The organism is Pseudomonas sp. GM17 (genome assembly GCF_000282175.2).
In the GTDB taxonomy this organism is placed as follows: domain Bacteria; phylum Pseudomonadota; class Gammaproteobacteria; order Pseudomonadales; family Pseudomonadaceae; genus Aquipseudomonas; species Aquipseudomonas chlororaphis.
The window spans coordinates 1,867,075-1,891,516 of record NZ_CP124732.1 but is presented as its reverse complement, the minus strand read 5'-3'; the positions used below and the strand labels follow the sequence as shown (position 1 = coordinate 1,891,516).

21 protein-coding genes are annotated in these 24,442 nt (G+C 62.3%); 16 read left to right on the top strand and 5 right to left on the bottom strand.

Annotation, left to right across the window (positions count from 1 at the left end; translation table 11 throughout):
- Window positions 1-207 precede the first annotated feature (207 nt).
- From yaaA to PMI20_RS08355, 13 genes are all read left to right on the top strand, one after another.
- Complete coding sequence (yaaA, locus tag PMI20_RS08415) at window positions 208-987, top strand: peroxide stress protein YaaA (protein ID WP_007929391.1); 780 nt, start codon at window positions 208-210, stop codon at window positions 985-987.
- 813 nt (window positions 988-1,800) lie between these two features.
- On the top strand, window positions 1,801-3,117 hold the full coding sequence (locus PMI20_RS08410) for a nucleotide sugar dehydrogenase (protein WP_007929392.1): 1,317 nt from the start codon (window positions 1,801-1,803) through the stop codon (window positions 3,115-3,117).
- Window positions 3,118-3,321: 204 nt separating this feature from the next.
- A complete protein-coding gene (alg8, locus tag PMI20_RS08405; protein ID WP_009042274.1) occupies window positions 3,322-4,803 on the top strand; it encodes a mannuronan synthase in 1,482 nt (493 codons plus the stop codon).
- Between the two features lie 35 nt (window positions 4,804-4,838).
- Window positions 4,839-6,008: an alginate biosynthesis protein Alg44 gene (locus tag PMI20_RS08400; RefSeq protein WP_007929395.1), complete on the top strand. Its 1,170-nt coding sequence runs from the start codon at window positions 4,839-4,841 to the stop codon at window positions 6,006-6,008.
- A gap of 26 nt (window positions 6,009-6,034) precedes the next feature.
- Window positions 6,035-7,567: an alginate biosynthesis TPR repeat lipoprotein AlgK gene (algK, locus tag PMI20_RS08395; protein ID WP_284173361.1), complete on the top strand. Its 1,533-nt coding sequence runs from the start codon at window positions 6,035-6,037 to the stop codon at window positions 7,565-7,567.
- A complete protein-coding gene (locus PMI20_RS08390) occupies window positions 7,564-9,051 on the top strand; it encodes an alginate export family protein (protein WP_007932832.1) in 1,488 nt (495 codons plus the stop codon). The genes algK and PMI20_RS08390 overlap by 4 nt, the downstream gene beginning before the upstream one ends.
- 26 nt (window positions 9,052-9,077) lie before the next feature.
- Window positions 9,078-10,682 carry a mannuronan 5-epimerase AlgG gene (gene algG / locus PMI20_RS08385; RefSeq protein ID WP_007932830.1) on the top strand — a complete coding sequence of 535 codons (1,605 nt, stop codon included), beginning with the start codon at window positions 9,078-9,080 and terminating at the stop codon, window positions 10,680-10,682.
- Between the two features lie 11 nt (window positions 10,683-10,693).
- On the top strand, window positions 10,694-12,142 hold the full coding sequence (locus PMI20_RS08380; RefSeq protein ID WP_007932828.1) for an alginate O-acetyltransferase: 1,449 nt from the start codon (window positions 10,694-10,696) through the stop codon (window positions 12,140-12,142).
- A gap of 7 nt (window positions 12,143-12,149) precedes the next feature.
- On the top strand, window positions 12,150-13,274 hold the full coding sequence (locus tag PMI20_RS08375; protein ID WP_007932826.1) for a mannuronate-specific alginate lyase: 1,125 nt from the start codon (window positions 12,150-12,152) through the stop codon (window positions 13,272-13,274).
- 212 nt (window positions 13,275-13,486) lie between these two features.
- Window positions 13,487-15,052: an MBOAT family O-acyltransferase gene (locus PMI20_RS08370; RefSeq protein ID WP_007930046.1), complete on the top strand. Its 1,566-nt coding sequence runs from the start codon at window positions 13,487-13,489 to the stop codon at window positions 15,050-15,052.
- 11 nt (window positions 15,053-15,063) lie between these two features.
- Window positions 15,064-16,239, top strand: a complete 1,176-nt coding sequence (locus tag PMI20_RS08365; RefSeq protein WP_007930047.1) for an alginate O-acetyltransferase — start codon at window positions 15,064-15,066, stop codon at window positions 16,237-16,239.
- A 14-nt stretch (window positions 16,240-16,253) separates the two neighbouring features.
- Window positions 16,254-16,910, top strand: coding sequence for an alginate O-acetyltransferase AlgF (locus PMI20_RS08360; protein ID WP_007930048.1), 657 nt, complete (start codon window positions 16,254-16,256; stop codon window positions 16,908-16,910).
- A 194-nt stretch (window positions 16,911-17,104) separates the two neighbouring features.
- On the top strand, window positions 17,105-18,556 hold the full coding sequence (locus PMI20_RS08355; RefSeq protein ID WP_007930049.1) for a mannose-1-phosphate guanylyltransferase/mannose-6-phosphate isomerase: 1,452 nt from the start codon (window positions 17,105-17,107) through the stop codon (window positions 18,554-18,556).
- Window positions 18,557-18,652: 96 nt separating this feature from the next.
- On the opposite strand, the gene PMI20_RS08350 is transcribed toward PMI20_RS08355, so the two are convergent.
- From PMI20_RS08350 to PMI20_RS08330, 5 genes are all read right to left on the bottom strand, one after another.
- Entirely contained in the window at window positions 18,653-19,366 is a 714-nt protein-coding gene (locus tag PMI20_RS08350) for an Imm52 family immunity protein (RefSeq protein ID WP_007930050.1), read from the bottom strand.
- Window positions 19,367-19,380: 14 nt separating this feature from the next.
- Complete coding sequence (locus PMI20_RS08345; RefSeq protein ID WP_007930051.1) at window positions 19,381-19,836, bottom strand: Tox-REase-5 domain-containing protein; 456 nt, start codon at window positions 19,834-19,836, stop codon at window positions 19,381-19,383.
- A gap of 365 nt (window positions 19,837-20,201) precedes the next feature.
- Complete coding sequence (locus PMI20_RS08340) at window positions 20,202-20,588, bottom strand: hypothetical protein (protein WP_007930053.1); 387 nt, start codon at window positions 20,586-20,588, stop codon at window positions 20,202-20,204.
- Window positions 20,576-21,118, bottom strand: a complete 543-nt coding sequence (locus PMI20_RS08335; protein ID WP_007930056.1) for a DUF4123 domain-containing protein — start codon at window positions 21,116-21,118, stop codon at window positions 20,576-20,578. Before PMI20_RS08335 ends, PMI20_RS08340 begins: the two co-directional genes overlap by 13 nt.
- Window positions 21,115-21,522, bottom strand: a complete 408-nt coding sequence (locus tag PMI20_RS08330; RefSeq protein ID WP_081502472.1) for a PAAR domain-containing protein — start codon at window positions 21,520-21,522, stop codon at window positions 21,115-21,117. The genes PMI20_RS08335 and PMI20_RS08330 overlap by 4 nt, the downstream gene beginning before the upstream one ends.
- A 193-nt stretch (window positions 21,523-21,715) precedes the next feature.
- On the opposite strand from PMI20_RS08330, the gene PMI20_RS08325 reads away from it, so the two are divergent.
- The 3 genes from PMI20_RS08325 to PMI20_RS08315 all read left to right on the top strand — a co-directional run bounded on the left by PMI20_RS08325 (window position 21,716) and on the right by PMI20_RS08315 (window position 24,255).
- Window positions 21,716-22,180, top strand: coding sequence for a hypothetical protein (locus PMI20_RS08325; protein ID WP_007930058.1), 465 nt, complete (start codon window positions 21,716-21,718; stop codon window positions 22,178-22,180).
- Between the two features lie 36 nt (window positions 22,181-22,216).
- Entirely contained in the window at window positions 22,217-23,041 is an 825-nt protein-coding gene (locus tag PMI20_RS08320) for an SDR family oxidoreductase (RefSeq protein WP_007930059.1), read from the top strand.
- Window positions 23,042-23,259: 218 nt separating this feature from the next.
- Window positions 23,260-24,255, top strand: a complete 996-nt coding sequence (locus tag PMI20_RS08315) for an SEL1-like repeat protein (RefSeq protein ID WP_238543452.1) — start codon at window positions 23,260-23,262, stop codon at window positions 24,253-24,255.
- Window positions 24,256-24,442: the final 187 nt, after the last annotated feature.

Here is a 24,442-nt window from a genome sequence, read left to right as displayed (position 1 = left end):
AACCCGCGCGGCACTATAGCCGATGCCGGCCTCTCGGCCCTATTGCCTAGACCGCTCCCCTTCCCTTTATAGAGAGCGGACACGCGCCTCCCAGCAGCAGACCATCGCCGACCAACGGACGACCGGCGGCATGCCCTATTGCCTTCATAGGTGGAGTCAAAGCGCCCAAGCCCCTAGAATCCCCCGACGCTTACAGGAGACGACTTCATGCTGATGGTGATTTCACCCGCCAAGACCCTCGATTTCGAGACCCCGCCCGTCACTCAACGCTTCACCCAGCCGCAGTACCTCGATCACTCCCAGGAACTGATCCTGCAATTGCGCGAACTGAGCCCGGCGCAAATCAGCGAACTGATGCACGTCTCCGACAAGATCGGCGGCCTCAACGCCGCGCGCTTCGGCAGTTGGACCCCGGCCTTCACTCCGGCCAACGCCAAGCAGGCGCTGCTGGCGTTCAAGGGCGACGTGTACACCGGCCTGAATGCCGAAACCCTGAGCGAAGCCGATTTCGATTACGCCCAGCAGCATCTGCGCATGCTCTCCGGCCTGTACGGCCTGCTGCGCCCGCTGGACCTGATGCAGCCCTATCGCCTGGAAATGGGCACCAAGCTGGCCAACGCCCGCGGCAAGGACCTGTACGCCTTCTGGGGCACGCGCATCAGCGAATGGCTCAACGAGGCCCTGGCCGAACAGGGCGACGACCTGCTGCTCAACCTGGCTTCCAACGAATACTTCTCGGCGGTCAAGCGCACGGCCCTGAACGCCCGGATCATCAATACCGAGTTCAAGGACCTGAAGAACGGCCAGTACAAGATCATCAGTTTCTACGCCAAGAAGGCCCGGGGCATGATGAGCCGCTTCGTCATAGAAGAACGCATCAACGACCCAGCGACCCTCAAGCAATTCGATGTCCAGGGTTACCGCTACAGCGCCGAACAGTCGAAACCCGACAATCTGGTTTTCCTGCGCGATCACGCACCGGAATAACGCACTCGGTCGATGCACTGGTTTCGCGCAAACGAGTGCGTCGACGAGCGGTCACTTTCCTCTTTGACTCCCGCCAAAACGCCAAACAATTGGCGCCAAAATATTTTCTTCTGAATTTATAACTTTTGTTTCACTCGACAGAGGTCATTTTTTTCAGTAGTGGCACACAAATTTTTTATCGGTAGTGGCATAAAAATATCCCCGCGCTTTAACTCCCCATAACTAAAGGCTGAAATGGTAAGTGCTATCAATATGAAAGCAGTGCCATCTTTTGCAATATTTCAAGAAATTTCAGAAAACAGGATCAGCGGTCTGGAACTATGTCCTGAACCACCGCTCATACCACCGGTAACGATTCTCAGCGAGTTTGTAGGAGATGACTTACATGGGATCCAACGACAGTAGCGAAGTTGTCATATTGTCCTGACCTACTGCTCAGGAACTCGAACTCAGGGTCAATACACAGGAGATAATGCACCATTACTATCCCCTACAAGGCCATGGCATAGCCCGCCTTAAAGCGCTTCCGGGAGCGTGTAACTACCTGATTATCATGGGCCTGTTCCTATAAATCAGGATTATCGCCAACCTCGGAGCAGCCTTCCAACAGGAAGGACGGCAACATTTAAGGGCAGCCCCTACAACAAGGCCAAGTTGCGCACAACTTGAGTGCACTTATTTAGACACTCGGAACTTAGTCTGCCTGCACTGGATATCTCAACGCCTGTTCGTTGAACTTCCGAGTGCGTAATTACAGCTGGCAAACATTAACTCCGGCCATCTAATGGCGTGAATAACACAGAGGTAAATGCGATGCGCATCAGCATATTTGGTTTGGGTTACGTCGGCGCGGTATGTGCCGGTTGCCTGTCTGCACGGGGCCATGAGGTCGTTGGCGTCGATGTTGCCAAGGACAAGATCGACATGATCAACGCAGGCCGTTCGCCGATCGTTGAACCGGGTCTGGGTGAACTTCTGGCGCAAGGTATTCAAACCGGTCGTCTGCGCGGAACCACCAACTTCGCCGAGGCGATTCGCGACACCGACTTGTCGATGATCTGTGTCGGCACGCCCAGCAAGAAGAACGGCGACCTGGAACTCAACTACATCGAAGCGGTATGCCGCGAGATCGGTTTTGTCCTGCGTGACAAGACCTCCCGCCACACCATCGTGGTGCGCAGTACCGTACTGCCGGGCACTGTCGCCAACGTGGTGATCCCGATTCTCGAAGACTGCTCCGGCAAGAAGGCCGGCGTCGACTTCGGCGTCGCGGTCAACCCTGAGTTCCTGCGTGAAAGCACCGCGATCAAGGACTACGACTTCCCACCGATGACCGTGATCGGCGAATTCGACAAGGCCTCGGGCGACGTCCTGCAATCGCTGTACGAAGAACTCGACGCACCGATCATCCGCAAGGACATCGCTGTCGCCGAGATGATCAAGTACACCTGCAACGTGTGGCACGCCACCAAGGTCACCTTCGCCAACGAGATCGGCAACATCGCCAAGGCCGTCGGCGTCGATGGTCGTGAAGTGATGGACGTGGTCTGCCAGGACAAGACCCTCAACCTGTCCCAGTACTACATGCGCCCGGGCTTCGCCTTCGGCGGCTCCTGCCTGCCCAAGGACGTGCGCGCCCTGACCTTCCGCGCCGGTTCCCTGGACGTCGAAGCACCGCTGCTCAACTCGCTGATGCGCAGTAACGAGTCCCAGGTGCAGAACGCCTTCGACATCGTCTCCAGCCACGACAAGCGCAAAGTCGCCCTGCTCGGCCTGAGCTTCAAGGCCGGCACGGACGATCTGCGCGAAAGCCCGCTGGTGGAGCTGGCGGAAATGCTGATCGGCAAGGGCTTCGACCTGAGCATCTACGACAGCAACGTCGAGTACGCCCGCGTCCACGGTGCCAACAAGGACTACATCGAGTCCAAGATCCCCCACGTCTCGTCCCTGCTCAACGCGGACTTCGACTCGGTGATCGACAACTCTGACGTGATCATCCTCGGCAACCGCGACGAGAAGTTCCGCGCCCTGGCCGAAGAAGTGCCGCATGGCAAACAGGTCATCGACCTGGTCGGGTTCATGTCCAAGGCCACCAGCGCGAGCGGCCGGACCGAAGGTATCTGCTGGTAAGCCGGCAGATTCGGGAAGCACGGCAACCGCTTCGCGGTTGATCGCGAGCAAGCTCGCTCCTGCAAGGATCGCATCGCACCTGTAGGAGCCAGCTTGCTGGCGATGGCGTCCGCCAGGGCGCCAACGCCATCCCGGCTTTTTCGCCTGCCTTAACCCCATCGGGCCACCCCACAGGCTCGCCCGAGATAGAGACGGATGCAGATTATGCACAGGCTAAAGCACGGCCTACTTCAGGCCGCAGGTTGGCTGTTTTTCTTGAGTTTACTGATGGGTCTCGCCCTGGCGTTGCCCGCATCCACATTCGACTCCGAATCGAAGGACTTCATCTTCCTGATTGGCGCCGTGGGTATCTGGCGCTACTCGATGGGTGCCACGCATTTCGTGCGCGGCATGCTGTTTCTCTACGTGGTCTACCCGCACCTGCGCCGCAAGGTCCGCAAGCTGGGCAAGGCCGCCGATCCGTCCCACGTGTACCTGATGGTCACCAGCTTCCGGATCGACGCCCTGACCACCGCCCAGGTCTATGGCTCGGTGATCCGTGAAGCCATCGACTGCGGCTTCCCTACCACCGTGGTCTGCTCGATCGTGGAGATGTCCGACGAGCTGCTGGTGAAAAGCCTCTGGGCCCGCATGAACCCGCCTGCCCACGTCAAGCTCGACTTCGTGCGCATCCCCGGCACCGGCAAGCGCGACGGCCTGGCCTTCGGTTTCCGCGCCATCTCCCGCCACCTGCCGGACGACCGCGCCGTGGTAGCGGTGATCGACGGCGACACCGTGCTCGGCGAAGGCGTAGTGCGCAAGACCGTGCCCTGGTTCCAGCTGTTCGGCAACGTCGGCGGCCTGACCACCAACGAGTTCTGCGAAGTGCGCGGCGGCTACATCATGAGCGAATGGCACAAGCTGCGCTTCGCCCAGCGCCACATCAACATGTGCTCCATGGCCCTGTCCAAGCGCGTGCTGACCATGACCGGACGCATGTCGGTGTTCCGCGCCAGCGTGGTCACCAACCCGGACTTCATCGCCGACGTGGAAAGCGACTCGCTGCAACACTGGCGCCTGGGCCGCTTCAAGTTCCTCACCGGCGACGACAAGTCCAGCTGGTTCAGCCTGATGCGCCTGGGCTACGACACCTTCTACGTGCCCGACGCGGCGATCAACACCGTGGAACACCCGCCGGAGAAGAGTTTCATCAAGGCCAGCCGCAAGCTGATGTTCCGCTGGTACGGCAACAACCTGCGGCAGAACTCCCGGGCCCTGGGGCTGGGTCTCAAGCGCCTGGGGCTGTTCACCAGCGTGGTGCTGTTCGACCAGCGCGTGTCGATGTGGACCTCCCTGCTCGGCCTGACCGTGGCCCTGATCGCCAGCTTCAAGTACGGCACCGCCTTCATCCTGGTGTACCTGCTGTGGATCGGTATCACCCGCCTGCTGCTGACCCTGCTGCTGTCCTGCTCGGGGCACCGGATCGGCCCGGCCTACCCTTTGATCCTCTATTACAACCAGATCGTCGGGGCCCTGGTGAAGATCTACGTGTTCTTCCGCCTCGACCAACAGTCCTGGACCCGCCAACCGACTGCTCTGTCCCGTGACCTCGCCAGCTTTCAACGTTGGTTCAACACCTGGTCGTCTCGGACCATGACCTTCTCCGCCGGCAGCATTTTCGTCGCCGCGCTGCTGCTGATGGTCTGACCCGCCTTGCCTGAATTAACTAGGAAATCGCCCTTATGAACACCGCCGTGAACGTCAATGTAGTGCATGAATCCGAAGCCCAACGCCAACACGCCCGGGTCAAGATCCCGGCCAAGCTGCGCTTCTTCGGCCCCGACCGGACCCCGGTCGAGGCGCGGGTCATCGACCTCTCCGCCGGCGGCCTGAGCTTCAACTGCGGGCAGTTGCCGATCAAGGTCGGCGACGTGCACAAGGGCCGCCTGCAGTTCGTCATCGACAACCTCGGGCTGGCCATGGACGTGGAGTTGCAGGTGCGCTCCGTGGATCGCCAGAGCGGCCGGGTCGGCTGCCAGTTCCAGAACCTCGAGCCCCAGGACATCTCGACCCTGCGCCAGCTGATCACCTCGCACCTGGCCGGCGACATCGTGACCATGGGCGACGTGCTCGCCACCCTGCAGCGCGACAACTTCACCAAGGCGCGCAAGAGCAAGGACGCCGGCCACGGCATGAGCGCCCTGGGCCGCCTGCGCGCGGTGACCTTCAGCGCCGGGATCTTCGTCGTTGGCCTGGCGGCCTTCGGGTTCATCCTCAAGTCGGTGTACGGCATGTACTTCGTCAGCCACGCCCAGGCCGGCCTGGTCAGCGCGCCGGGGATGAACGTCACCATGCCGCGCGACGGCACCGTGCAGAGCCTGATCCAGGCCGACGGCGTGGCCGCCAAGGGCGCCCCGCTGGCAACCTTCAGCACCAGCATGCTCGACGTGCTCAAGGGCCACCTGAACGAAGACCAGCTGCAACCGGCCAAGGTCGAGGAACTGTTCGGCAAGCAGATGACCGGCACCCTGACCTCGCCCTGCGACTGCACCGTGGCCCAGCAAATGGTTGCCGACGGCCAGTACGCCAGCAAGGGCGACGTGATCTTCCAGCTGGTCCCGCGTAACAGCCAGGCCAACGTCGAAGCGCGCTTCTCCTACCGCCAGTTCGCCGACGTGCGTCCGGGGACCAAGGTCAGCTTCCAGATCGCCGGCGAAGACGACGTACGCACCGGCACCATCGTCAGCAGCACCAGCCTCAACAGCAACGACCTGTCCTCGGACATTCGCGTGCAGATCAAGCCCGACGCCCCGCTGAGCAGCGCCTTCTCCGGCCGCCCGGTGGAAGTCAGCAGCGACCGCGGCCCGTCCGTGAACTGGCTGATCGACAAAGCCATGGCTGCCGGTCTCTAACCATGAATATTCATACCCCACTCCCGATGACGAAAACGGCCCCTGTAGCCGCTGCCGCAGGCTGCGATCGAGTGCAACGCACTCGTGAAGGGGATGAATGCGGTCTGGCGAACACAGCGCGCCGTCCGGACCCCGTCCGCTACGCGGCCGATCGCAGCCTGCGGCAGCGGCTACAGGGTTCGGCATTGCTGTTGCCTCTGGTGACCGCCATGGCCCTGGCCGGTTGCGCCGGCCTGCCCGACCAGCGCCTGGCCAACGAAGCCCTGAAGCGCGGCGACACTGTGCTCGCGGAGCAGAACTACCGGCAGCTGGCGGACCTGGGTTACAGCGACGCCCAGGTCGGCCTGGCCGATATCCAGATGGAAACCCGCGACCCGGCGAAGATCAAGCAAGCCGAGGCAACCTACCGCGCCGCGGCCGACACCTCGCCGCGGGCCCAGGCGCGCCTGGGTCGCCTGCTGGTGGCCAAGCCCGGCTCCACCGAAGCCGAGCACCACGAAGCCGAAGGCCTGTTGAAAAAGGCCTTCGCCAATGGTGAAGGCAACACCCTGATCCCGCTGGCGATGCTCTACCTGCAATATCCGCAGAGCTTCCCCAAGGTCAACGCCCAGCAGCAGATCAGCCAATGGCGCAGCGCCGGCTACCCGGAAGCCGGCCTGGCCCAGGTGCTGCTGTACCGCACCCAGGGCACCTACGACCAGCACCTGGCCGAGGTGGAAACTATCTGCAAGGCGGCGCTGAACGTCACCGATATCTGCTACGTCGAACTGGCCACCGTCTACCAGAAACGCGGCCAGCCGGAGCAACAGGCCGAGCTGCTCAAACAGCTGCAGGCCGGCCACGCCCGCGGCGTCATCAGCGCGCAACGGGTCGACAGCGTGGCCCGGGTGCTGGGCGATGCGAGCCTGGGCAAGACCGACGAGAAAACCGCGCAGGCGCTGCTGGAGCCGATCGCTCCCGGCTACCCGGCCTCCTGGGTCACCCTGGCGCAACTGCTCTACGACTTCCCCGAACTCGGCGACGTCGACAAGATGATGCAGTACCTGGACAACGGTCGCGCCGCCGACCAGCCCCGCGCCGAACTGCTGCTGGGCAAGCTCTACTACGAAGGCAAGATGGTCCCGGCCGACGCCAAGGTCGCCGAAGAGCACTTCAAGAAGGCCCAGGGCAAGGAAGTCGCCGCCGACTACTACCTCGGCCAGATCTACCGCCGCGGCTACCTGGGCCAGGTCTATCCGCAAAAAGCCCTGGACCACCTGCTGACCGCTGCGCGCAACGGCCAGAACAGCGCCGACTTCGCCATCGCCCAGCTGTTCTCCCAGGGCAAGGGCACCAAGCCCGACCCGCTCAACGCCTATGTCTTCAGCCAACTGGCCAAGACCCAGGACACCCCGCAAGCCAACGAGCTTGCGCAACAACTCGAAGCCCAACTGCCGCCAGGCCAACGCGCCGAGGCCCAACGCCTGCTGCAACAGGAGCAGGCCGTGCGTGGCGCCTTGAGCCAGAACACGTTGGAACTGCACGCGCTGCAGGAAGAAGACGGTGAGGAATCCCTATGAAGTTGAATCCATTCGTGAAGGCCGGTATCGGCCTGAGCTTCGCCCTGATCTGGTCCTGCCCGACGCTCGCGGCCATCACCGAGAGCAAGAACTTCGGCCTGGAAGTGAAAATCACCGGCCAGTCCGAAGACGACCGTGACCTCGGCACCCTGGGCGGCGGCGACGTCAATGGCGTCGGCCTCGACCTGCGGCCCTGGGTCTACGGCGAAAGCGGCAACTGGAGCGCCTACGCCATGGGCCAGGCGGTGACCTCGACCGATATCATCGAGACCGACACCCTGCAGCAGTCCGACGGCGCCAGCACCGAAAGCAGCAACAACAGCGACCGCAAGAGCAAGAAGAACTACCTGGCGATGCGCGAGTTCTGGATCGGCTACAGCGGCCTTACCCCCTACCCGGGCGAGCAGTTGAAGTTCGGTCGCCAGCGCCTGCGCAACGACGACGGCCAATGGCGCGACACCAACATCGAAGCCCTGAACTGGACCTTCGACACCACCCTGCTGCGCGCCAACGTAGGCATCGCCGAGCGCTTCAGCGAGTACCGCACCGACCTCAAGGAGCTGGCGCCGGAAGACAAGGATCGCCTGCACGTCTACGGCGATGTGGCCTACCAGTGGACCCCGGGGCATTGGGCTGGCGTGCGCGCGCACCACAGCCACGATGACGGCAAGCTCGACTACCCAGTCCCGGGCGAAGCCACCGACTCCCTGGACAAGCGCCAGAACGGCGACCTGACCTGGCTCGGCCTGGAAGCCAACAGCGACGCCTATAACTGGCGCAACACCAACACCGTCAACTACTGGGCGAGCATCACCGGCATGAGCGGCGACCGCGACAAGGTCAACGCGCTGAACGCCGACGGCACCCGCCCGGCCCAGGCCAAGAGCGGCGAGAGCCTCGACGGCTGGGCCACCGACCTCGGCGTGCGCCTGCGCCTGGACCCGAAATGGCAGGTCGGCGCAGCCTACGCCCGCGCCAGCGGCGACTACGAACAGAACGGCCTGGAAAGCAACCGCTCGAACTACACCGGGACCCGTTCGCGGGTGCACCGTTTCGGCGAAGCCTTCCGCGGCGAAATGAACAACATGCAGACCGCCACCCTGTTCGGTTCCTGGATGCTCGCCGACGAATACGACGCCAGCCTGATCTACCACAAGTTCTGGCGCGTGGACGGCAACAAGCCGGTGGGCAGCAACGGTATCAACGCCGTGGAAAACAACTACGACGACGCCACCGGCGCCCTGCTCTCCAGCTCGTCCCTGCCGCTGCGCGATGGCGAGAAAGACCTTGGCCAGGAAGTGGACCTGGTAGTCACCAAGTACTTCAAGCAAGGCCTGCTGCCGGCCGCGCTCAGCCAGTCGATCGACGAGCCTTCGGCGCTGGTGCGCTTTCGTGGCGGCGTGTTCAAGCCGGGCGATGCCTATGGCAAGAACGTCGACTCGTACATGCACCGCGCCTTTGTCGACGTGATCTGGCGCTTCTGATGCGAGCCGCCAAGGGAGTGCCTGAGATGAACAGCCCGATGAACAGCCCAGCGATCAGAGGCTCGATCAGCCTGTTGGCCGGCGCCATGCTGCTGGCCAGCAGCGCCGCCTTCGCCAACGTCGAACCGGCCCCGGCCGCTACGTCCGGCAAGCAGCCGACCGTGGCCAAGGAGCTGCAACAGGCCAAGACCTACACCGTCAGCAGCGCGCCCACCGCGCCGCTGAACCTGGCCAAGCCGGCCCTGCCCGACCTCTCCGGCTACACCGCCGAAGCGGCGGCGGCGAAGATCGTGCGCAGCAAGCCCGGCAAGATCAGCGTGCGCCGCATGATGCAGGAAGATGCGCTGAAGGACTTTATCGGCGGTGACAACAAGATGGCCGAATGGGTGGTGCGCCAACACGGCATCCCCCAGGCGATCTTCATCGACGACGGTTACGTCAACCTCAAGGAACTGGCGAAGAAGCTGCCCAAGCAGTACATCAGCGAAACCTCGCCGGGCGTGTACCTGGCGCGGCTGCCGATCGTGGTCGGGCGCAAGGGCATCCTGGAAATCGACCAGCAGACCCAGGAACTGCGCCTGTCCCAGGAAGGCGGTTCGTTCCTGGTCAACGACGGCCAGTTGTTCGTGCGCGACACCAAGGTCACCGGCTGGCGCGAGAAGGACAACGGCCCGGCGACGTTCAACTCGCCCAAGGAATTCCGTCCGTTCCTGCTGGCCTGGGGCGGCACCGAGACCTACATCGTCAACAGCAAGATGGCCAGCTTCGGCTACGCCAACAGTAAGTCCTACGGCGTGAGTATTTCCCAGTACACGCCGAACATGGCCAAGGTGCTCAAGCGCCCCGAACCCACCGGCTGGATCATCGGCTCTGAGTTCTCGGACATGTGGTACGGCTTCTATTGCTACGAGACCCGCGACTTCGTGGTCAAGGGCAACACCTACAAGGACAACATCGTCTACGGCATCGACCCCCACGACCGTTCGCACCGGCTGATCATCGCCGACAACACCGTCTACGGGACCAAGAAGAAGCACGGGATCATCATTTCCCGGGAAGTGAACGACAGCTTCATCTTCAAAAACCGCAGCTACGAGAACAAACTTTCGGGCCTGGTGATCGACCGTAACAGCGTGAACAACCTGATCGCCGACAACGAGATCTACCGCAACCACACCGACGGCATCACCCTCTACGAGAGTGCCGACAACCTGCTGTGGGGCAACAAGGTGATCAGCAACCGGCGCCACGGCATCCGCATTCGCAACAGCGTGAACATCCGCCTGTACGAGAACGTCGCCATGGCCAACGGCCTGACCGGCGTCTACGGCCACATCAAGGACCTCTCCGACACCGACCGCGACATCAAGCTCGACCCGTTCGACGCCCAGGTGTCGCTGATCGTGGTCGGCGGCGAGCTGGCCGCCAATGGCAGTGGCCCGATGTCCATCGACTCGCCGTTGAGCGTCGAGCTGTACCGCGTGTCCATGCTCGCCCCGACCAAGAGCAGCGGCATCAGCTTCTCGGGGATCCTCGGCGAGCGCCAGGACGAAATTCTTGACCTGCTGGTGCGCCAGCAGAAAGCCGTGCTGATCGACCCTGTCGAACGCCAGACCGAAATGCGCGATTGAGGATGACTGTCATGCGCCCACACCTGATCAAACTCTTGAGCCTCTCGGCATTGACCGCGGGCATTCTCGCCGCCAGTAACAGCGCTCGCGCCGACGAAACCCAGGCACCGAAGTTCACCGCCGAGCCCTGCTGCAACCTGTGCCCGGCGGCCCATGACGCGAAGAACTACACCACCCGCTACCAGCAGAACTTCACCACCCTGGTGCAAGCCCAGGGCGACTGGCTGTTCCGCACCCAGGAAGACCTGCGCACCGAATTCAACACCACGCCGGAAGGTTATCGCCGCCTGCAACAGCTGCACGACGCCTTCAAGAGCAAGGGCGTGGAGCTGGTGCTGGTGTACCAGCCGACCCGCGGCCTGGTGAACCGCAACAAGCTCAACCCGCAGGAGAAGGCCAGCTTCGACTACGACAAGGCACTGAAAAACTACCAGGGCATGCTCGGCCGTTTCGCCCAGATGGGCTACGTGGTACCGGACCTGTCGCCGCTGACCAACGAGCAACTGCCGGAGACACTGCCGGCCCACGACTTCTACTTCCGCGGCGACCAGCACTGGACCCCGTACGGCGCCCAGCGCACGGCGAAGATCGTGGCGCAGAAGGTCAAGCAGTTGCCGGCCTTCGCCGACATTCCCAAGCGTGAGTTCGAGACCCACAAGTCCGGGCGCATGGGCAAGACCGGCACCCTGCACAACATGGCCGGCCAGCTCTGCGGCACCAGCTACGCGATCCAGTACATGGACCAGTTCACCACCGAACCCAAGGGCGAAGCCGGCGACGGCGACCTGTTCGGCGATTCCGGCAACCCGGAGATCACCCTGGTGGGCACCAGCCACAGCGGCAAGAACTACAACTTCGCCGGCTTCCTGCAGGAAGAGATCGGCGCCGACATTCTCAACGTCGCCTTCCCCGGCGGTGGCTTCGAAGGCTCCATGCTGCAGTACCTGGGCAGCGAGGAATTCCAGACCAAGCCACCGAAGATCCTGATCTGGGAATTCTCGCCGCTGTACCGCCTGGACCAGGAAACCATCTACCGGCAGATGATGGCCCTGCTCGACAACGGCTGCGAAGGCAAGCCGGCGCAAATGAGCGCCAGCGCCACCCTCAAGCCCGGCAAGAACGAGCTGATGGTCAACAGCAAGAACATGGACCTGCGCAACAGCAGCCACCAGGTCGATATCCGCTTCGCCGACACCTCGGTGAAAACCCTGCAAGCCACCCTCTGGTACATGAACGGGCGCCACGAGGACATCAAGATCGACAAACCGGAAACATCCGACACCGACGGGCGTTTCGCCTTTGAACTGCGCACCGACGAAGACTGGGCCTCGCAGAACCTGCTGGCGGTCGAAGTCCAGGGTCCGGAAGCCGGCGCCGCGGCACAGAAAGTCGAAGCGAAAATTTGCAAACGCAACGTATTCCCGGATGCCGGTCAACGCACCGCGCAAATCGGGCAATGAGGTTCCTATGCAAAGCAAAACGCTGAAACAGTTACTGGCACCGAGCCTGTTGAGCCTGGCGATGTTCGCAGGCGCAACCCAGGCCGCGGCCCCACTGCGCCCGCCCCAGGGTTATTACGCACCGGTGGATAAATTCAAGAGCGGCGACCACAGCGAAGGCTGCGACGCCATGCCCGCGCCTTACACCGGCTCGCTGCAATTTCGCAGCAAGTACGAAGGGTCGGACAAGGCTCGCGCGACCCTCAACGTGCAATCGGAAAAGGCCTTTCGCGACAGCACCGCCGACATCACCAAGATCGAGCGCGGCACCAGCAAGCGGGTGATGCAGTTCATGCGCGACGGCCGTCCGGAACAATTGGACTGCACCCTGAGCTGGCTGAGCGCCTGGGCCCAGGCCGATGCGTTGATGTCCAAGGACTTCAACCACACCGGCAAGTCCATGCGCAAATGGGCCCTGGGCAGCATGGCTTCGGCCTACCTGCGCCTGAAGTTCTCCGACTCCCATCCGCTGGACACCCACCAGCAGCAGGCGCAGCAGATCGAGGCCTGGTTCAGCAAGATGGCCGACCAGGTGGTCAGCGACTGGGACAACCTGCCGCTGGAGCAGACCAACAACCACTCGTACTGGGCCGCCTGGTCGGTGATGGCCACCGCCGTGGCGACCAACCGCCGCGACCTGTTCGACTGGGCGGTGAAGGAATACAAGGTCGGCGCCAATCAGGTCGACGCCAACGGCTTCCTGCCCAACGAACTCAAGCGCCAGCAACGCGCCCTGGCCTATCACAACTACGCCCTGCCGCCGCTGGCGATGATCGCCAGCTTCGCCCAGGTCAACGGCGTCGACCTGCGCCAGGAAAACAACGGCGCCCTGAAACGCCTGGGCGAGCGGGTGCTGGCCGGGGTGAAAGACCCGGACGAGTTCGAGGAAAAGAACGGTAAGGAACAGGACATGACCGACCTCAAGGTCGACTCGAAATTCGCCTGGCTCGAACCCTTCTGCAGCCTCTACACCTGCGCCCCGGATGTACTGGAACGCAAGCACAAGATGCAACCGTTCAAGACCTTCCGCCTGGGTGGCGACCTGACCAAGGTCTACGACCCCTCGCATGAGAAGGGCAACAAAGGCTCGTAAGCGACACCTGTAGCCGCTGCCGAGGCACGAGGCTGCGACAAGGCTCGAAGAGCCTTCCGAGGTCCTCAAGAGCACGACCGCTTCGCGGCCGATCGCAGCCTCGTACCTCGGCAGCGGCTACGGACGAATGCAATACGCCGCCCCCGGTTTTTCACGGGGGGGTTTGGGGGGGCTCTGGCCCTTTACTGTTGGTCAAACATGGAGAGATCGGGATGGTTTTCTCATCCAATGTGTTCCTGTTCCTGTTCTTGCCGATCTTTCTCGGCTTGTACTACCTGAGCGGGCAACGCTATCGCAACCTGCTGCTGCTGATCGCCAGCTACGTGTTCTATGCCTGGTGGCGGGTGGACTTCCTGGCGCTGTTCGCCGGCGTCACCCTGTGGAACTACTGGATCGGCCTGAAAGTCGGCGCCGCCGGTGTACGCACCAAGCCGGCCCAGCGCTGGCTGCTGCTCGGCGTGGCGGTCGACCTGTGCATCCTCGGCTACTTCAAGTACGCCAACTTCGGCGTGGACAGCATCAACGCGATCATGACCTCGTTCGGTCTTGAGCCGTTCATCCTGACCCACGTGCTGTTGCCAATCGGTATCTCGTTCTACATCTTCGAGTCCATCAGCTACATCATCGACGTCTACCGCGGCGACACCCCGGCGACCCGCAACCTGATCGACTTCGCGGCGTTCGTGGCGATCTTCCCGCACCTGATCGCCGGCCCCGTGCTGCGTTTTCGCGACCTGGCCGACCAGTTCAACAACCGCACCCACACCCTGGACAAGTTCTCCGAAGGCTGCACGCGCTTCATGCAGGGCTTCATCAAGAAAGTGTTCATCGCCGACACCCTGGCGGTGGTCGCCGACCATTGCTTCGCCCTGCAGAACCCGACCACGGGCGACGCCTGGCTGGGCGCCCTGGCCTACACCGCGCAGCTGTACTTCGACTTCTCCGGCTACAGCGACATGGCCATCGGCCTGGGCTTGATGATGGGTTTTCGCTTCATGGAAAACTTCAAGCAGCCCTACATCAGCCAGTCGATCACCGAGTTCTGGCGGCGCTGGCACATCAGCCTGTCCACCTGGCTGCGCGACTACCTGTACATCACCCTGGGCGGCAACCGCAAAGGCACGCTGATGACCTATCGCAACCTGTTCCTGACCATGCTGCTCGGTGGCCTGTGGCACGGCGCGAACATCACCTACGTGGTCTGGGGCGCCTGGCACGGCATGTGGCTGGCGATCGAGAAGATGCTCGGCATCAACACTTCGCCACGCAGCCTGAACCCGATCCGCTGGGCGCTAACCTTCCTGCTGGTGGTAATGGGCTGGGTGATCTTCCGCGCCGAGAACCTGCACGTCGCCGGTCGCATGTACGGCGCCATGTTCAGCTTCGGCGACTGGTCGCTGTCGGAACTCAACCGCGCCAGCCTCACCGGCCTGCAAGTGGCAACCCTGGTCGTGGCCTACGCCACCCTGGCGTTCTTCGGCCTGCGTGACCTGTATCGCAACCCGACGCCGGTCAAGAGCAAACCCGAAATCAACACCGAGGCCGACGGCCCGGCCACCGCCCAGCCGGGCCTGATCAAGGCCGTACCGGGGGACAAGCCGGACAGCATCCACCAGCCGGGCTACACCGTGGGCGTCGAAGCCCAGGTCCAGCCGGCCTACTGGGTCGCCGACTGGCCACGTTACGTGATGCGCACCCTGGTGCTGCTGCTGTTCATCGCTTCGATTCTCAAACTCTCGGCGCAAAGCTTCTCGCCGTTCCTTTACTTCCAGTTCTGAGGGATCTGACCATGACCCGCTCATTACGCGTCTTCTATATCGCCCTGTTCCTGGTGACCCTGATGGTCCTGGGCCTGTGGTCGGTGCGCAGCTTCTTCGGCTTCAGCACCAACAACGACGCCACCGTGCTCAACGGTCGCTGGGCCAAGGCCGTGGAAACCCACTACGACGACGAGTTCCCGATCAAGCGCCTGGGCACCAACCTGTGGGCGGCCCTGGACTTCAAGCTGTTCAACGAAGGTCGTCCGGGCGTGGTGCTCGGCCGCGACCAGTGGCTGTACAGCGATGAAGAGTTCCACCCGATCGTCAACGAAGAACTCAACCTGCAAGGCAACTACGCGCTGGTCGAAGGCGTGCGCCAGGCCCTGAAAGAGAAAGGCGTGAAACTGGTGATGGCGATCGTGCCGGCCAAGGTGCGCCTGTACCCGGAACACCTGGGCGACGTCCAGCCGGCCAGCATCCACGCCAACCTCTACCAGGACTTCCACGCCCGGGTGGCGGCCGACAAGATCCTCGCCCCCGACCTGCTGGGCCCGTTGCAACAGGCCAAGCAGAACGGCCAGCAAGTGTTCCTGCGCACCGACACCCACTGGACCCCGGCCGGCGCCGAAGTCGCCGCCAACCAGTTGGCCAAGGCGATCGCCGACAAGGCGCCGCTGATGGGCCAGCCGCAACGCTTCGTCACCGAAGCCGAGCAGACAGTGGTGCACAAGGGCGACCTGCGCCTGTTCCTGCCCCTGGACCCGCTGTTCGAGAACCTGATGCCGGCCAAGGAGCCGCTGCAGAAACGCGTGACCCGTGCCGCCGACGATCAGCCGGCCGCCGACGACGCACTGTTCGCCGACAACGAGGTGCCGGTGGCCCTGGTGGGCACCAGCTACAGCGCCAACCCGAACTGGAACTTCGTCGGCGCGCTCAAGCAGGCCCTGCACAGCGACGTGGTCAGCTACGCCGAGGACGGCCACGGCCCGGTGTTGCCGATGCTCAGTTACCTGAAAAGCGATGCCTTCAAGAACAGCCCTCCCCAGGTGCTGATCTGGGAGTTCCCCGAACGATATCTGCCGGTCAATAACGAAATCGGCGACGCCGACCCGCAGTGGGTCGCAGAGCTCAAACAAGCCGGCGCCCGCCAACAGAACGTAGCTGCACTCAACAAATCCGAGACGCCCGATCGGGCGCAAAACTGAAAGAGAGGTACACCATGACTTTCACTCCAACTCCTCGTCGTCTCGCCAAGTCTCTTGCACTGGTAGCCGGTGTGAGCCTGCTGTCGATGCAGGCCTTCGCCGGTGGCGACGCCGCGCTGTACGGCCCGACCGCGCCCAAAGGCTCGTCCTTCGTGCGTATCTACAACGCCAGCAACCAGGAAGTCAGCGCCACCGTCGGCAGCACCAACCTCAGCGACGTCGCGCCGCTGGCCAGCAGTGACTTCAGCTTCATGCCCGGCGGCGACTACACCGCCAAGGTCGGCAGCCAGAGCGTGCCGGTGAAACTCGCCGCCGACCACTATTACACCCTGGTCAACAACGCCAGCGGCCAGCCACAACTGATCGAAGAACCGCCGTTCAAGAACAAGCAGAAGTCCCTGGTCCGGGTGCAGAACCTGAGCGACAAGGCCCTGACCCTGAAGACCGCCGACGGCAAGACCGACGTGGTCCAGTCGGTGGCCGCCAAGGGCCGTGGCGAACGTGAAATCAACCCGGTGAAAGTCAGCTTCGCGCTGTACGAGGGCGAGAAAAAAGTCAGCGACCTCAAGCCGGTCGCCCTGGAGCGCGGCGAAGCCGCGGTGCTCTACGTCACCGGCAACGGCAGCAGCCTGTCGCCAGTCTGGGTCAAGCGCCCGGTCTCGACGCGCTGATATGAATTTTCCGGATTGACGCTCCCCTGTAGGAGCCAGGCTCGCCGGCGATGAGGCCCTTGAGAACGCCATCGCCGGCAAGCCTGGCTCCTACGGAGAATCGATTGACCAATCCGGACAGGAACAAAAACAAGAGAGTGAAACGACAGAACTTTCGTGGCTCTAACCCAAACGGTATTTGAAGGAGTAACAACATGATTCCGGTGATCTTGTCAGGTGGTAGTGGCTCACGTCTTTGGCCGCTTTCGCGTAAGCAATTCCCTAAACAGTTCCTCGCCCTGACCGGCGAACACACCCTGTTCCAGCAAACCCTCGAGCGCCTGGTGTTCGAAGGCATGGACACACCGATCGTGGTCTGCAACAAGGACCACCGCTTCATCGTCAACGAGCAGCTGGCGGCGCGCAAACTCGAAGCGCAGCGCATCCTGATGGAGCCGTTCGGCCGCAACACCGCGCCGGCCGTGGCCCTGACCGCGATGATGCTGGTCAACGAAGGTCGCGACGAGCTGATGCTGGTGCTGCCGGCCGACCATGTGCTGGAAGACCAGAAAGCCCTGCAACGCGCCCTGGCCCTGGCCACCGTGGCCGCCGAGCGTGGCGAGATGGTGCTGTTCGGCGTGCCGGCGACCAAGCCGGAAACCGGTTATGGCTACATCAAGTCGACCAACGATGCGCTGCTGCCGGAAGGCGTGAGCCGCGTCTCGCACTTCGTCGAGAAACCCGACGTCAAGCGCGCCGCCGAGTTCGTCGAGGCCGGCGGCTACTTCTGGAACAGCGGCATGTTCCTGTTCCGCGCCAGCCGCTTCCTCGAAGAGCTGAAAAAGCACGACCCGGACATCTACGACACCTGCCTGCTGACCCTGGAACGCAGTGCCCAGGACGCCGACACCGTGGACGTCGACCCGGCCACCTTCGCCTGCTGCCCGGACAATTCCATCGACTACGCGGTGATGGAAAAGACCCAGCGCGCCTGCGTAGTGCCGCTGAGCGCCGGCTGGAGCGACGTGGGTTGCTGGTCGTCGCTGTGGGACGTGCACGAAAAGGACGTCAACGGCAACGTCAGCAAGGGCGACGTGGTGATCCAGGACAGCCGCAACTGCATGATCCACGGCAACGGCAAGCTGGTGTCGGTGATCGGCCTGGAAAACATCGTGGTCGTGGAAACCAAGGACGCCATGATGATCGCCCACAAGGACAAGGTCCAAGGCGTCAAACAGATGGTCAACACCCTCAACGAACAGGGCCGCAGCGAAACCCAGAACCACTGCGAGGTCTACCGTCCGTGGGGCTCCTACGACTCGGTGGACATGGGCGGGCGCTTCCAGGTCAAGCACATCTCGGTCAAGCCGGGCGCGTGCCTGTCCCTGCAGATGCACCACCACCGCGCCGAACACTGGATCGTGGTCAGCGGCACCGCCGAAGTCACCTGCGACGAGAACGTGTTCCTGCTCACCGAAAACCAGTCCACCTACATCCCGATCGCCTCGGTGCACCGCCTGCGCAACCCGGGCAAGATCCCGCTGGAGATCATCGAAGTGCAATCGGGCAGCTACCTGGGCGAAGACGACATCGAACGCTTCGAAGACATCTACGGCCGCTCCACCCCGGTGGAACGCGGTATCTCGGTGAAAACCATCGCCCAGTAATCAGCCAGAACAAGAAGCCCCCGTCCAGCCGACTGCGTCCCCTATCCGCAGCCGGTTGGGTGGGGGCTTTTTTATGCCCGGGCGAGGCCCACCGAGCTAGTTCATGAACAGCGGTAAATACCCCAGCTCCACCAACTTGATATCGATCTCCGCAACTCGCTGGACATCAGCCCGTTTGCCCTCATCCATCACCTGTGGACAACTCACGATCAGCGTGCCGCGTTTTGGAATGTCGATGAGCTGGTCGGCGCTCGGAAAATCCCCAGCCCGCAACACGTGTGGACAAAACCCGACCCAGCCGACGGTCTGCCGGTCCTTGAACACCTTGGTGCGCAAATAGTGGTCTTTTGGCGCCAGCACACACCAGTCAAGTTCAGGCCACAGTTCAACAGCCAGCTGAATCACCCTGATCACTACCGGTTTCACATCGGGAATGGCTGCCACAAGCGCCCCGCCATCTTCGAAGCGCATGCTGGCGACTGAATCCAGGTCGTGTGCGTTGTAATGAAAGGCCAACCCGCCCTTCAGGGGATCATCCAGGCCATTCCACACGGAAAACTGCAATTTCGTGGGGAAGTCGTCGTTATGGTTGCTCCGGGCCTCTTCACGCAGAGACTCGAAATCGTCATTGATCCGCTTGCGCAGCGACTCCTCCCTGGAACCGCCCTGCAGATACCAGTCCCGCAGCAGAGGATGAATCTCGCCAAGGCCTTTGAGAAAGCGCTCGGCCCTTTCCAACTGCGCCTCATGCGAGACCGCTGAGATCTTCTGTTTGTCGAAACGCAGAACGAATGAAAATTTTCTGAACAAGCGCTCATCCTCAGTCAGGCTTCAAAAACACGGTCGGGATTTTCACGGCGGTACTCATCCCACTCTTTCTGCTCTTTTGCACGTTGCTTGATGTACTCATCATGATCCTTGGTGCCCGGCATCGGGTTCCAATAGGCGGTCAGGTTGGCGAGCCCCTTCTCCGCATACTGTTCGGCACAATACTCATAGACCACCCTTTGCAGGAAATGCCATTCAACCGAAACCGGCGGGCTGGGCCGGGCTTTCAGGGAATGTATCTCGGCAGGAGTAATCAGGGTTTTCTCCACATTGGCCCAAGGGCGCGGCAGCCCGATAAGCGGAATGAACATGAACGCGTAATTGGCCTTGGCTTCCAGCAAGGTGCAACGCGGTTTGTCGAAACCATCCCACCAGGTATTGCTCCACCACCACTCGTAAGGCATCGGGAAAGCAGTCACCCACGCCTGATAGAGCGCGGACTGGGCGGACATACTATGACCTTTGCCGTTATTGGGTATCGTCATGGTTCCCTGTTCAGGTGGGCATTTCACACAGTCCTTGTCCCGCTTGACCTTACAGTCGCGCTCGGCTTCCCGAGTCCGCTCAGCGGTCGTCGGAGGCGCATCCACCCTGGGTTTTGCCTGGGGTTGCGTCTGCGGCAAAGGGACGGGCTGCGGGATTGGCCTGGGCGCAGGCAGTGGCTGAGTGGGCCTGGGCGCCGGCATCGGCATTGGCCGAGGAGCGGGCATCGGCAGCCTGGGAGGCGGGGCTGGAATCTCGAACGGTAAACGTGGCCCCAAGCGAGGCGCCACGCGAATAACCATGGGCCCTGTACTTGGCAGAATCCCCAGTCCACTCATGGTCGAATCTCCCCGGCGGCTTGCATATCCCGCCAGTGCTGCATGTTCATCCTGAACGCCACGATATCCTCGTAATCCTCGAATCGCCGTTCGGGGCTATCCGCTACAGGCCTGTTCATGAACTCGATAAAGGCCGGCTGCTTGTCAAAGTCGGTAAAGGTCAATCCATGCCGCAAAAAATGCTCGACGGACTCGGGCTCCCTGATGCCAAAACTCCACGCACGCTCACGCAGGTCTTTCAACATCTGTAGAGCCGGCATCAGGCCCTTTCTGGACAACCACTCAGGGTTCTCCTGCTGTACTTCCAGTAACAACCGCTCAAACACTTCGTTCTGACGAATGTCATCCAGTTGTGAAAGCTGCTCGGCACTCAACTCAAACATGCTTGCTCCCCTACCTGCTCGACACCGTAGCTGAGATAGCAACCTTGCAGGGGTTGCCAGACCAGCCAGTCCTGGACATGACGCATGATCTGCTGGATCTGGGAGGGTGATATCACCTTGTCCAGCGCACGCCTGACCTCGGGACTGTAGTAACGAAACAGTGCTCGGCGCCCATCCGGCATTTGGCTGAACAACAAGCCCTGGTGATAATCGCGCAGGATGTCGAAAGGCTGATCACTCCAAAGCCAGGAGACCATCGGCGTCTGCTGGTCCCGCGTAATCAGCCAGTTGCCGAATGCCCCGTGCAAACCGCTCCTGGAGTCTGGAAACTCAACCAGTACCGGGCCGGCATGGCGAATTTCATCCAGTGCGCCAGCGCTCAGGAGCCAGTGAAAACGGATGCTGTCGCCCGCCTCTTCAAGGCGTTTGTTCAACGTCAGATAGCGGGCGCCATCGATAAGGGCAAGCAGTCTGGACGACGGCCCGGAGGGTTCCGAGAGCTGCCAGAATAAAGAGCCGACACGCCTCATGCGCTGCTCCCCAGTGCTTCCAGCGGGACAAAGGTCTGATTGCGCTGAGCGGCCAGCAGCAGGCACTTCAAACATAATCCGGGTACGGAGGGGAGTGCGGCTACTGCGGAGGACACCGCACCGCCGCCACTGTTGCCGATGATGATCGTCCCCGAACCACCCATAACCACATTGCCGTGACTGCCCAGGGAACCCAGGACAGCGACTGGCTTTCCGTTGATCAGTACGTTGGGAATGACATTGGCGTTCAATGCTGAACCGCAAGCGGTCGGGTCACCCTCCCGTGCGGCGGGCAGGTGGTCAAAGAGGACATCAGGCGAGCCACTGGTTATCGGATTGGTACCGTGACCAGGCAAAGGGCAGGCGGTTGGATCGCCAACGCGCGCGGCAGGTTTCCCAGACATTTCAACTTCCCTATCGAAACTGGCGAGAAAACCGACTCTGCCGAATGCTCGAAAAACAGACAATCCCCAATCCTTTTCAAAATCTTTCCGAAATGCCGCGCCACTGCGCCCTCTCCGTCCTGGGATCAGGGTTGGCCAATCCCACCTACGCTTAGGTAGGATGACTGCTCTATTTCCCCCCGAGGTTCACCTCATGTTCATCGGCGTTCTGCTGGTTATCACCTGGCTGGTGCTGCTGGTCCGTTACCCCGCCAAGGCCTTGCCGGTGTCCATGGCCGCCGCTGTCGGGCTGGGTCTGGTGGCGGTCTGGGTGGTCTGGCTGGACAACCGCGAAGCCCAGCAACTGGCGCGCCTGGAATTGCGCATCAGCTATGCCCCCGAGCATTGCCCGGCGGATCGCCCGCTGCTGCTGAAGATGAACAACGGCAACGATGTGCCGCTGACCGAACTGCGCTGGCGCGTCGCCGCCTACGCCCCGGGTGACACCGTGAACCTGGCCGACAACCAGTACAGCGCCCCGCGTTATCGCGGCCCCGGCGAGTTGCAGGCCGGCGCCAACTGGGAAGACTGCCTGCCCCTGCCCCCGCTGCGCCCCGGCTACCGCCCGCAAACCCTGGAGTTTCGCGCCGAGCGCTTGCAGGGCAGTTTCTCCGACTGATTCCCCCCTTCCCTCTTTTTGCACAAGGACCGCGCCATGCCCGTTGCGCTGATCACCGGTTGTTCCAGCGGCATCGGCCGCGCCCTGGCGGATGTTTTCAAGGCCGCCGGTTTCACCGTCCTGCCCACCGCCCGCAGGGCCGAGGACGTGGCCATGCTGCAAGCCGCGGGTTTTGACACGGTGCAACTGGACGTCAACGACGGCCCGGCGCTCACCGCCCTGGGCGAACGCATCAACCAGCAATATGGCGGCCTCGACCTGCTGATCAACAACGCCGGTTATGGCGCCATGGGCCCGCTGCTCGATGGCGGTGTCGAGGCCATGCAGCGGCAGTTCGAAACCAATGTGTTTGCCCTGGTCGGCGTGACCCGGGCCATGTTCCCGGCGCTGCGCCGCAGCCGCGGGCTGGTGGTGAATGTCGGCAGTGTGTCGGGCGTCCTGGTGACGCCTTTTGCCGGTGCCTACTGCGCCTCCAAGGCAGCGGTGCATGCCTTGAGCGATGCGCTGCGCATGGAGCTGGCGCCGTTCGGCATCCGGGTGATGGAGGTCCAGCCCGGGGCTATCGCTTCGAGCTTTGCCAAGAATGCCGGGCACGAAGCCGAACAGCTGTTGACCGAACGATCGCCCTGGTGGCCGTTGCGCGAAGGCATCCGCGCACGGGCCAGGGCCTCCCAGGACCACCCGACGCCCACCAGCGAATTTGCCGCCAGGCTGCTCAAAGCCGTGCAGCAGGACAAACCGCCACGCCTGGTTCGGATCGGTAATGGCAGCCGGGCGTTGCCCTTGATGGCCAGCCTGTTGCCCAAGGGTTTGCTGGAGAAGGCGCTGATGAAGCGTTTTGGCCTGGGCGCAAAACTGTAACGGCCGATCACCGGCAGCGGAACGTCGCCCGGCTGTTCCCACGGGTTCCAGAAAACGTCTTTTAGTCGCCTAGGTTGTACCCCCTCCCAATCCCAGTAGAATGCGCGCACTCGAGGCTCCCAGGGCCTCGATCAGGCCGCATGGATCGCTGGCGAACCGCTGAAACTCCCCCCTCTTCCATGCTCGCCGTCACTCAATCGTCGATCAGGGAATATCCATTGAAACCTCAACACTTGCTGCCGCTGGTACTGGCCACCGCGCTTATCGGCTGCGCGCCATCGCCAGACGAGGAGCTGAACGCCACCCTGCCCCAGCTCAGCCTCAAGGAGCTGTTGCCGCCAGCCGTCGCCAACGAGTACTGCAACCCCAAGCTGGACAGCGATCTGCTGTATGGCATCGGCTACCAGCTGTACAACGACGACAAACCCGAGCAGGCGCGCAGTTGCCTGATCATGGCCGCCCCCACCCACGACCGGGCCCTGTGCTACCTGGCGAGCATCGCGGAACAGGACAGCAGCAAGGACAGCGCCGAGCGCGACCGCGAAGCCTTCGGCTACATGGCCTATTCCGCAGTGAAGAACGACTCCTGCGCCGAGTTCGGCATGTTCCAGAACTTCACCTACGGCATGCGCGGGCAGACCCCGGACAGCGACCTCGGCCTGCGCTGGCTGGAGCGCTCCGCGCGCCATGGCGATGCGGACGCGCAACAGACCCTGGTGCGCCTGCACAGCAACAAGAACAATCTGCCGCTGGCCTACAGCTGGGCCAGGGTCCTGGATGACAGCGCACAGATCGACGCCTTGAAACAACGGATGAACCCGCAGCAAATCAGCGAAGGCGAACAAGGTTTCGAGCAACTGGGCAAGCACGTCACCAGCAAGGACGCGGTGCGCAAGGAAGCCCGCGAGGAGAACATCGCGGTGTACTCGGCGAACATCCATATGGAATACCCCGAGACCTTCAAGGGCCTCTCGGTGGCCGAGCGTCATGCCCTCATGGAGCAGGCCGTGGCCACGGTGAGCACCCGTCCCGAGTTCAGCACCCGTGGCCAGCTGTACGCTTATGTGATCATCGCGCGGCAGGCGCAATTGAAGCAGGCCGGCGTCGATGTGCTGCAGAACCCGCAGATCGTGGAACTGCTCAGCGATAAAGAGCTGGAAGTGGCGGATGCCGTGAAGAAAGCCGACGTGATCCTCGGCCAGGCAGCCCTGTAACCGCGCCTTCGTCGGCACATGGAACGCCGCCCGGCCGCGCCTACCTATAGGGGCCTATGTATGCCACTGTTTTTAGGCGCCGGCTTGCCGACGAAGGGCCCCGGCCGCTCCTCCAGCAATCTAGCTTCATGCTGAGGTTGTGCCCCCTCGCAATCCCAGTAGAATGCGCGCCTCTTGAGCGCTTGCG

What these genes read in the sequence shown, in the direction of transcription:
- yaaA (WP_007929391.1), top strand. Translation starts at nt 208, where the DNA reads ATGCTGATGGTGATTTCACCCGCCAAGACCCTCGATTTCGAGACCCCG.
- PMI20_RS08410 (WP_007929392.1), top strand. Translation starts at nt 1,801, where the DNA reads ATGCGCATCAGCATATTTGGTTTGGGTTACGTCGGCGCGGTATGTGCC.
- alg8 (WP_009042274.1), top strand. Translation starts at nt 3,322, where the DNA reads ATGCACAGGCTAAAGCACGGCCTACTTCAGGCCGCAGGTTGGCTGTTT.
- PMI20_RS08400 (WP_007929395.1), top strand. Translation starts at nt 4,839, where the DNA reads ATGAACACCGCCGTGAACGTCAATGTAGTGCATGAATCCGAAGCCCAA.
- algK (WP_284173361.1), top strand. Translation starts at nt 6,035, where the DNA reads ATGACGAAAACGGCCCCTGTAGCCGCTGCCGCAGGCTGCGATCGAGTG.
- PMI20_RS08390 (WP_007932832.1), top strand. Translation starts at nt 7,564, where the DNA reads ATGAAGTTGAATCCATTCGTGAAGGCCGGTATCGGCCTGAGCTTCGCC.
- algG (WP_007932830.1), top strand. Translation starts at nt 9,078, where the DNA reads ATGAACAGCCCGATGAACAGCCCAGCGATCAGAGGCTCGATCAGCCTG.
- PMI20_RS08380 (WP_007932828.1), top strand. Translation starts at nt 10,694, where the DNA reads ATGCGCCCACACCTGATCAAACTCTTGAGCCTCTCGGCATTGACCGCG.
- PMI20_RS08375 (WP_007932826.1), top strand. Translation starts at nt 12,150, where the DNA reads ATGCAAAGCAAAACGCTGAAACAGTTACTGGCACCGAGCCTGTTGAGC.
- PMI20_RS08370 (WP_007930046.1), top strand. Translation starts at nt 13,487, where the DNA reads ATGGTTTTCTCATCCAATGTGTTCCTGTTCCTGTTCTTGCCGATCTTT.
- PMI20_RS08365 (WP_007930047.1), top strand. Translation starts at nt 15,064, where the DNA reads ATGACCCGCTCATTACGCGTCTTCTATATCGCCCTGTTCCTGGTGACC.
- PMI20_RS08360 (WP_007930048.1), top strand. Translation starts at nt 16,254, where the DNA reads ATGACTTTCACTCCAACTCCTCGTCGTCTCGCCAAGTCTCTTGCACTG.
- PMI20_RS08355 (WP_007930049.1), top strand. Translation starts at nt 17,105, where the DNA reads ATGATTCCGGTGATCTTGTCAGGTGGTAGTGGCTCACGTCTTTGGCCG.
- PMI20_RS08345 (WP_007930051.1), bottom strand. Translation starts at nt 19,836, where the DNA reads ATGTCCGCCCAGTCCGCGCTCTATCAGGCGTGGGTGACTGCTTTCCCG.
- PMI20_RS08340 (WP_007930053.1), bottom strand. Translation starts at nt 20,588, where the DNA reads ATGTTTGAGTTGAGTGCCGAGCAGCTTTCACAACTGGATGACATTCGT.
- PMI20_RS08335 (WP_007930056.1), bottom strand. Translation starts at nt 21,118, where the DNA reads ATGAGGCGTGTCGGCTCTTTATTCTGGCAGCTCTCGGAACCCTCCGGG.
- PMI20_RS08330 (WP_081502472.1), bottom strand. Translation starts at nt 21,522, where the DNA reads ATGTCTGGGAAACCTGCCGCGCGCGTTGGCGATCCAACCGCCTGCCCT.
- PMI20_RS08325 (WP_007930058.1), top strand. Translation starts at nt 21,716, where the DNA reads ATGTTCATCGGCGTTCTGCTGGTTATCACCTGGCTGGTGCTGCTGGTC.
- PMI20_RS08320 (WP_007930059.1), top strand. Translation starts at nt 22,217, where the DNA reads ATGCCCGTTGCGCTGATCACCGGTTGTTCCAGCGGCATCGGCCGCGCC.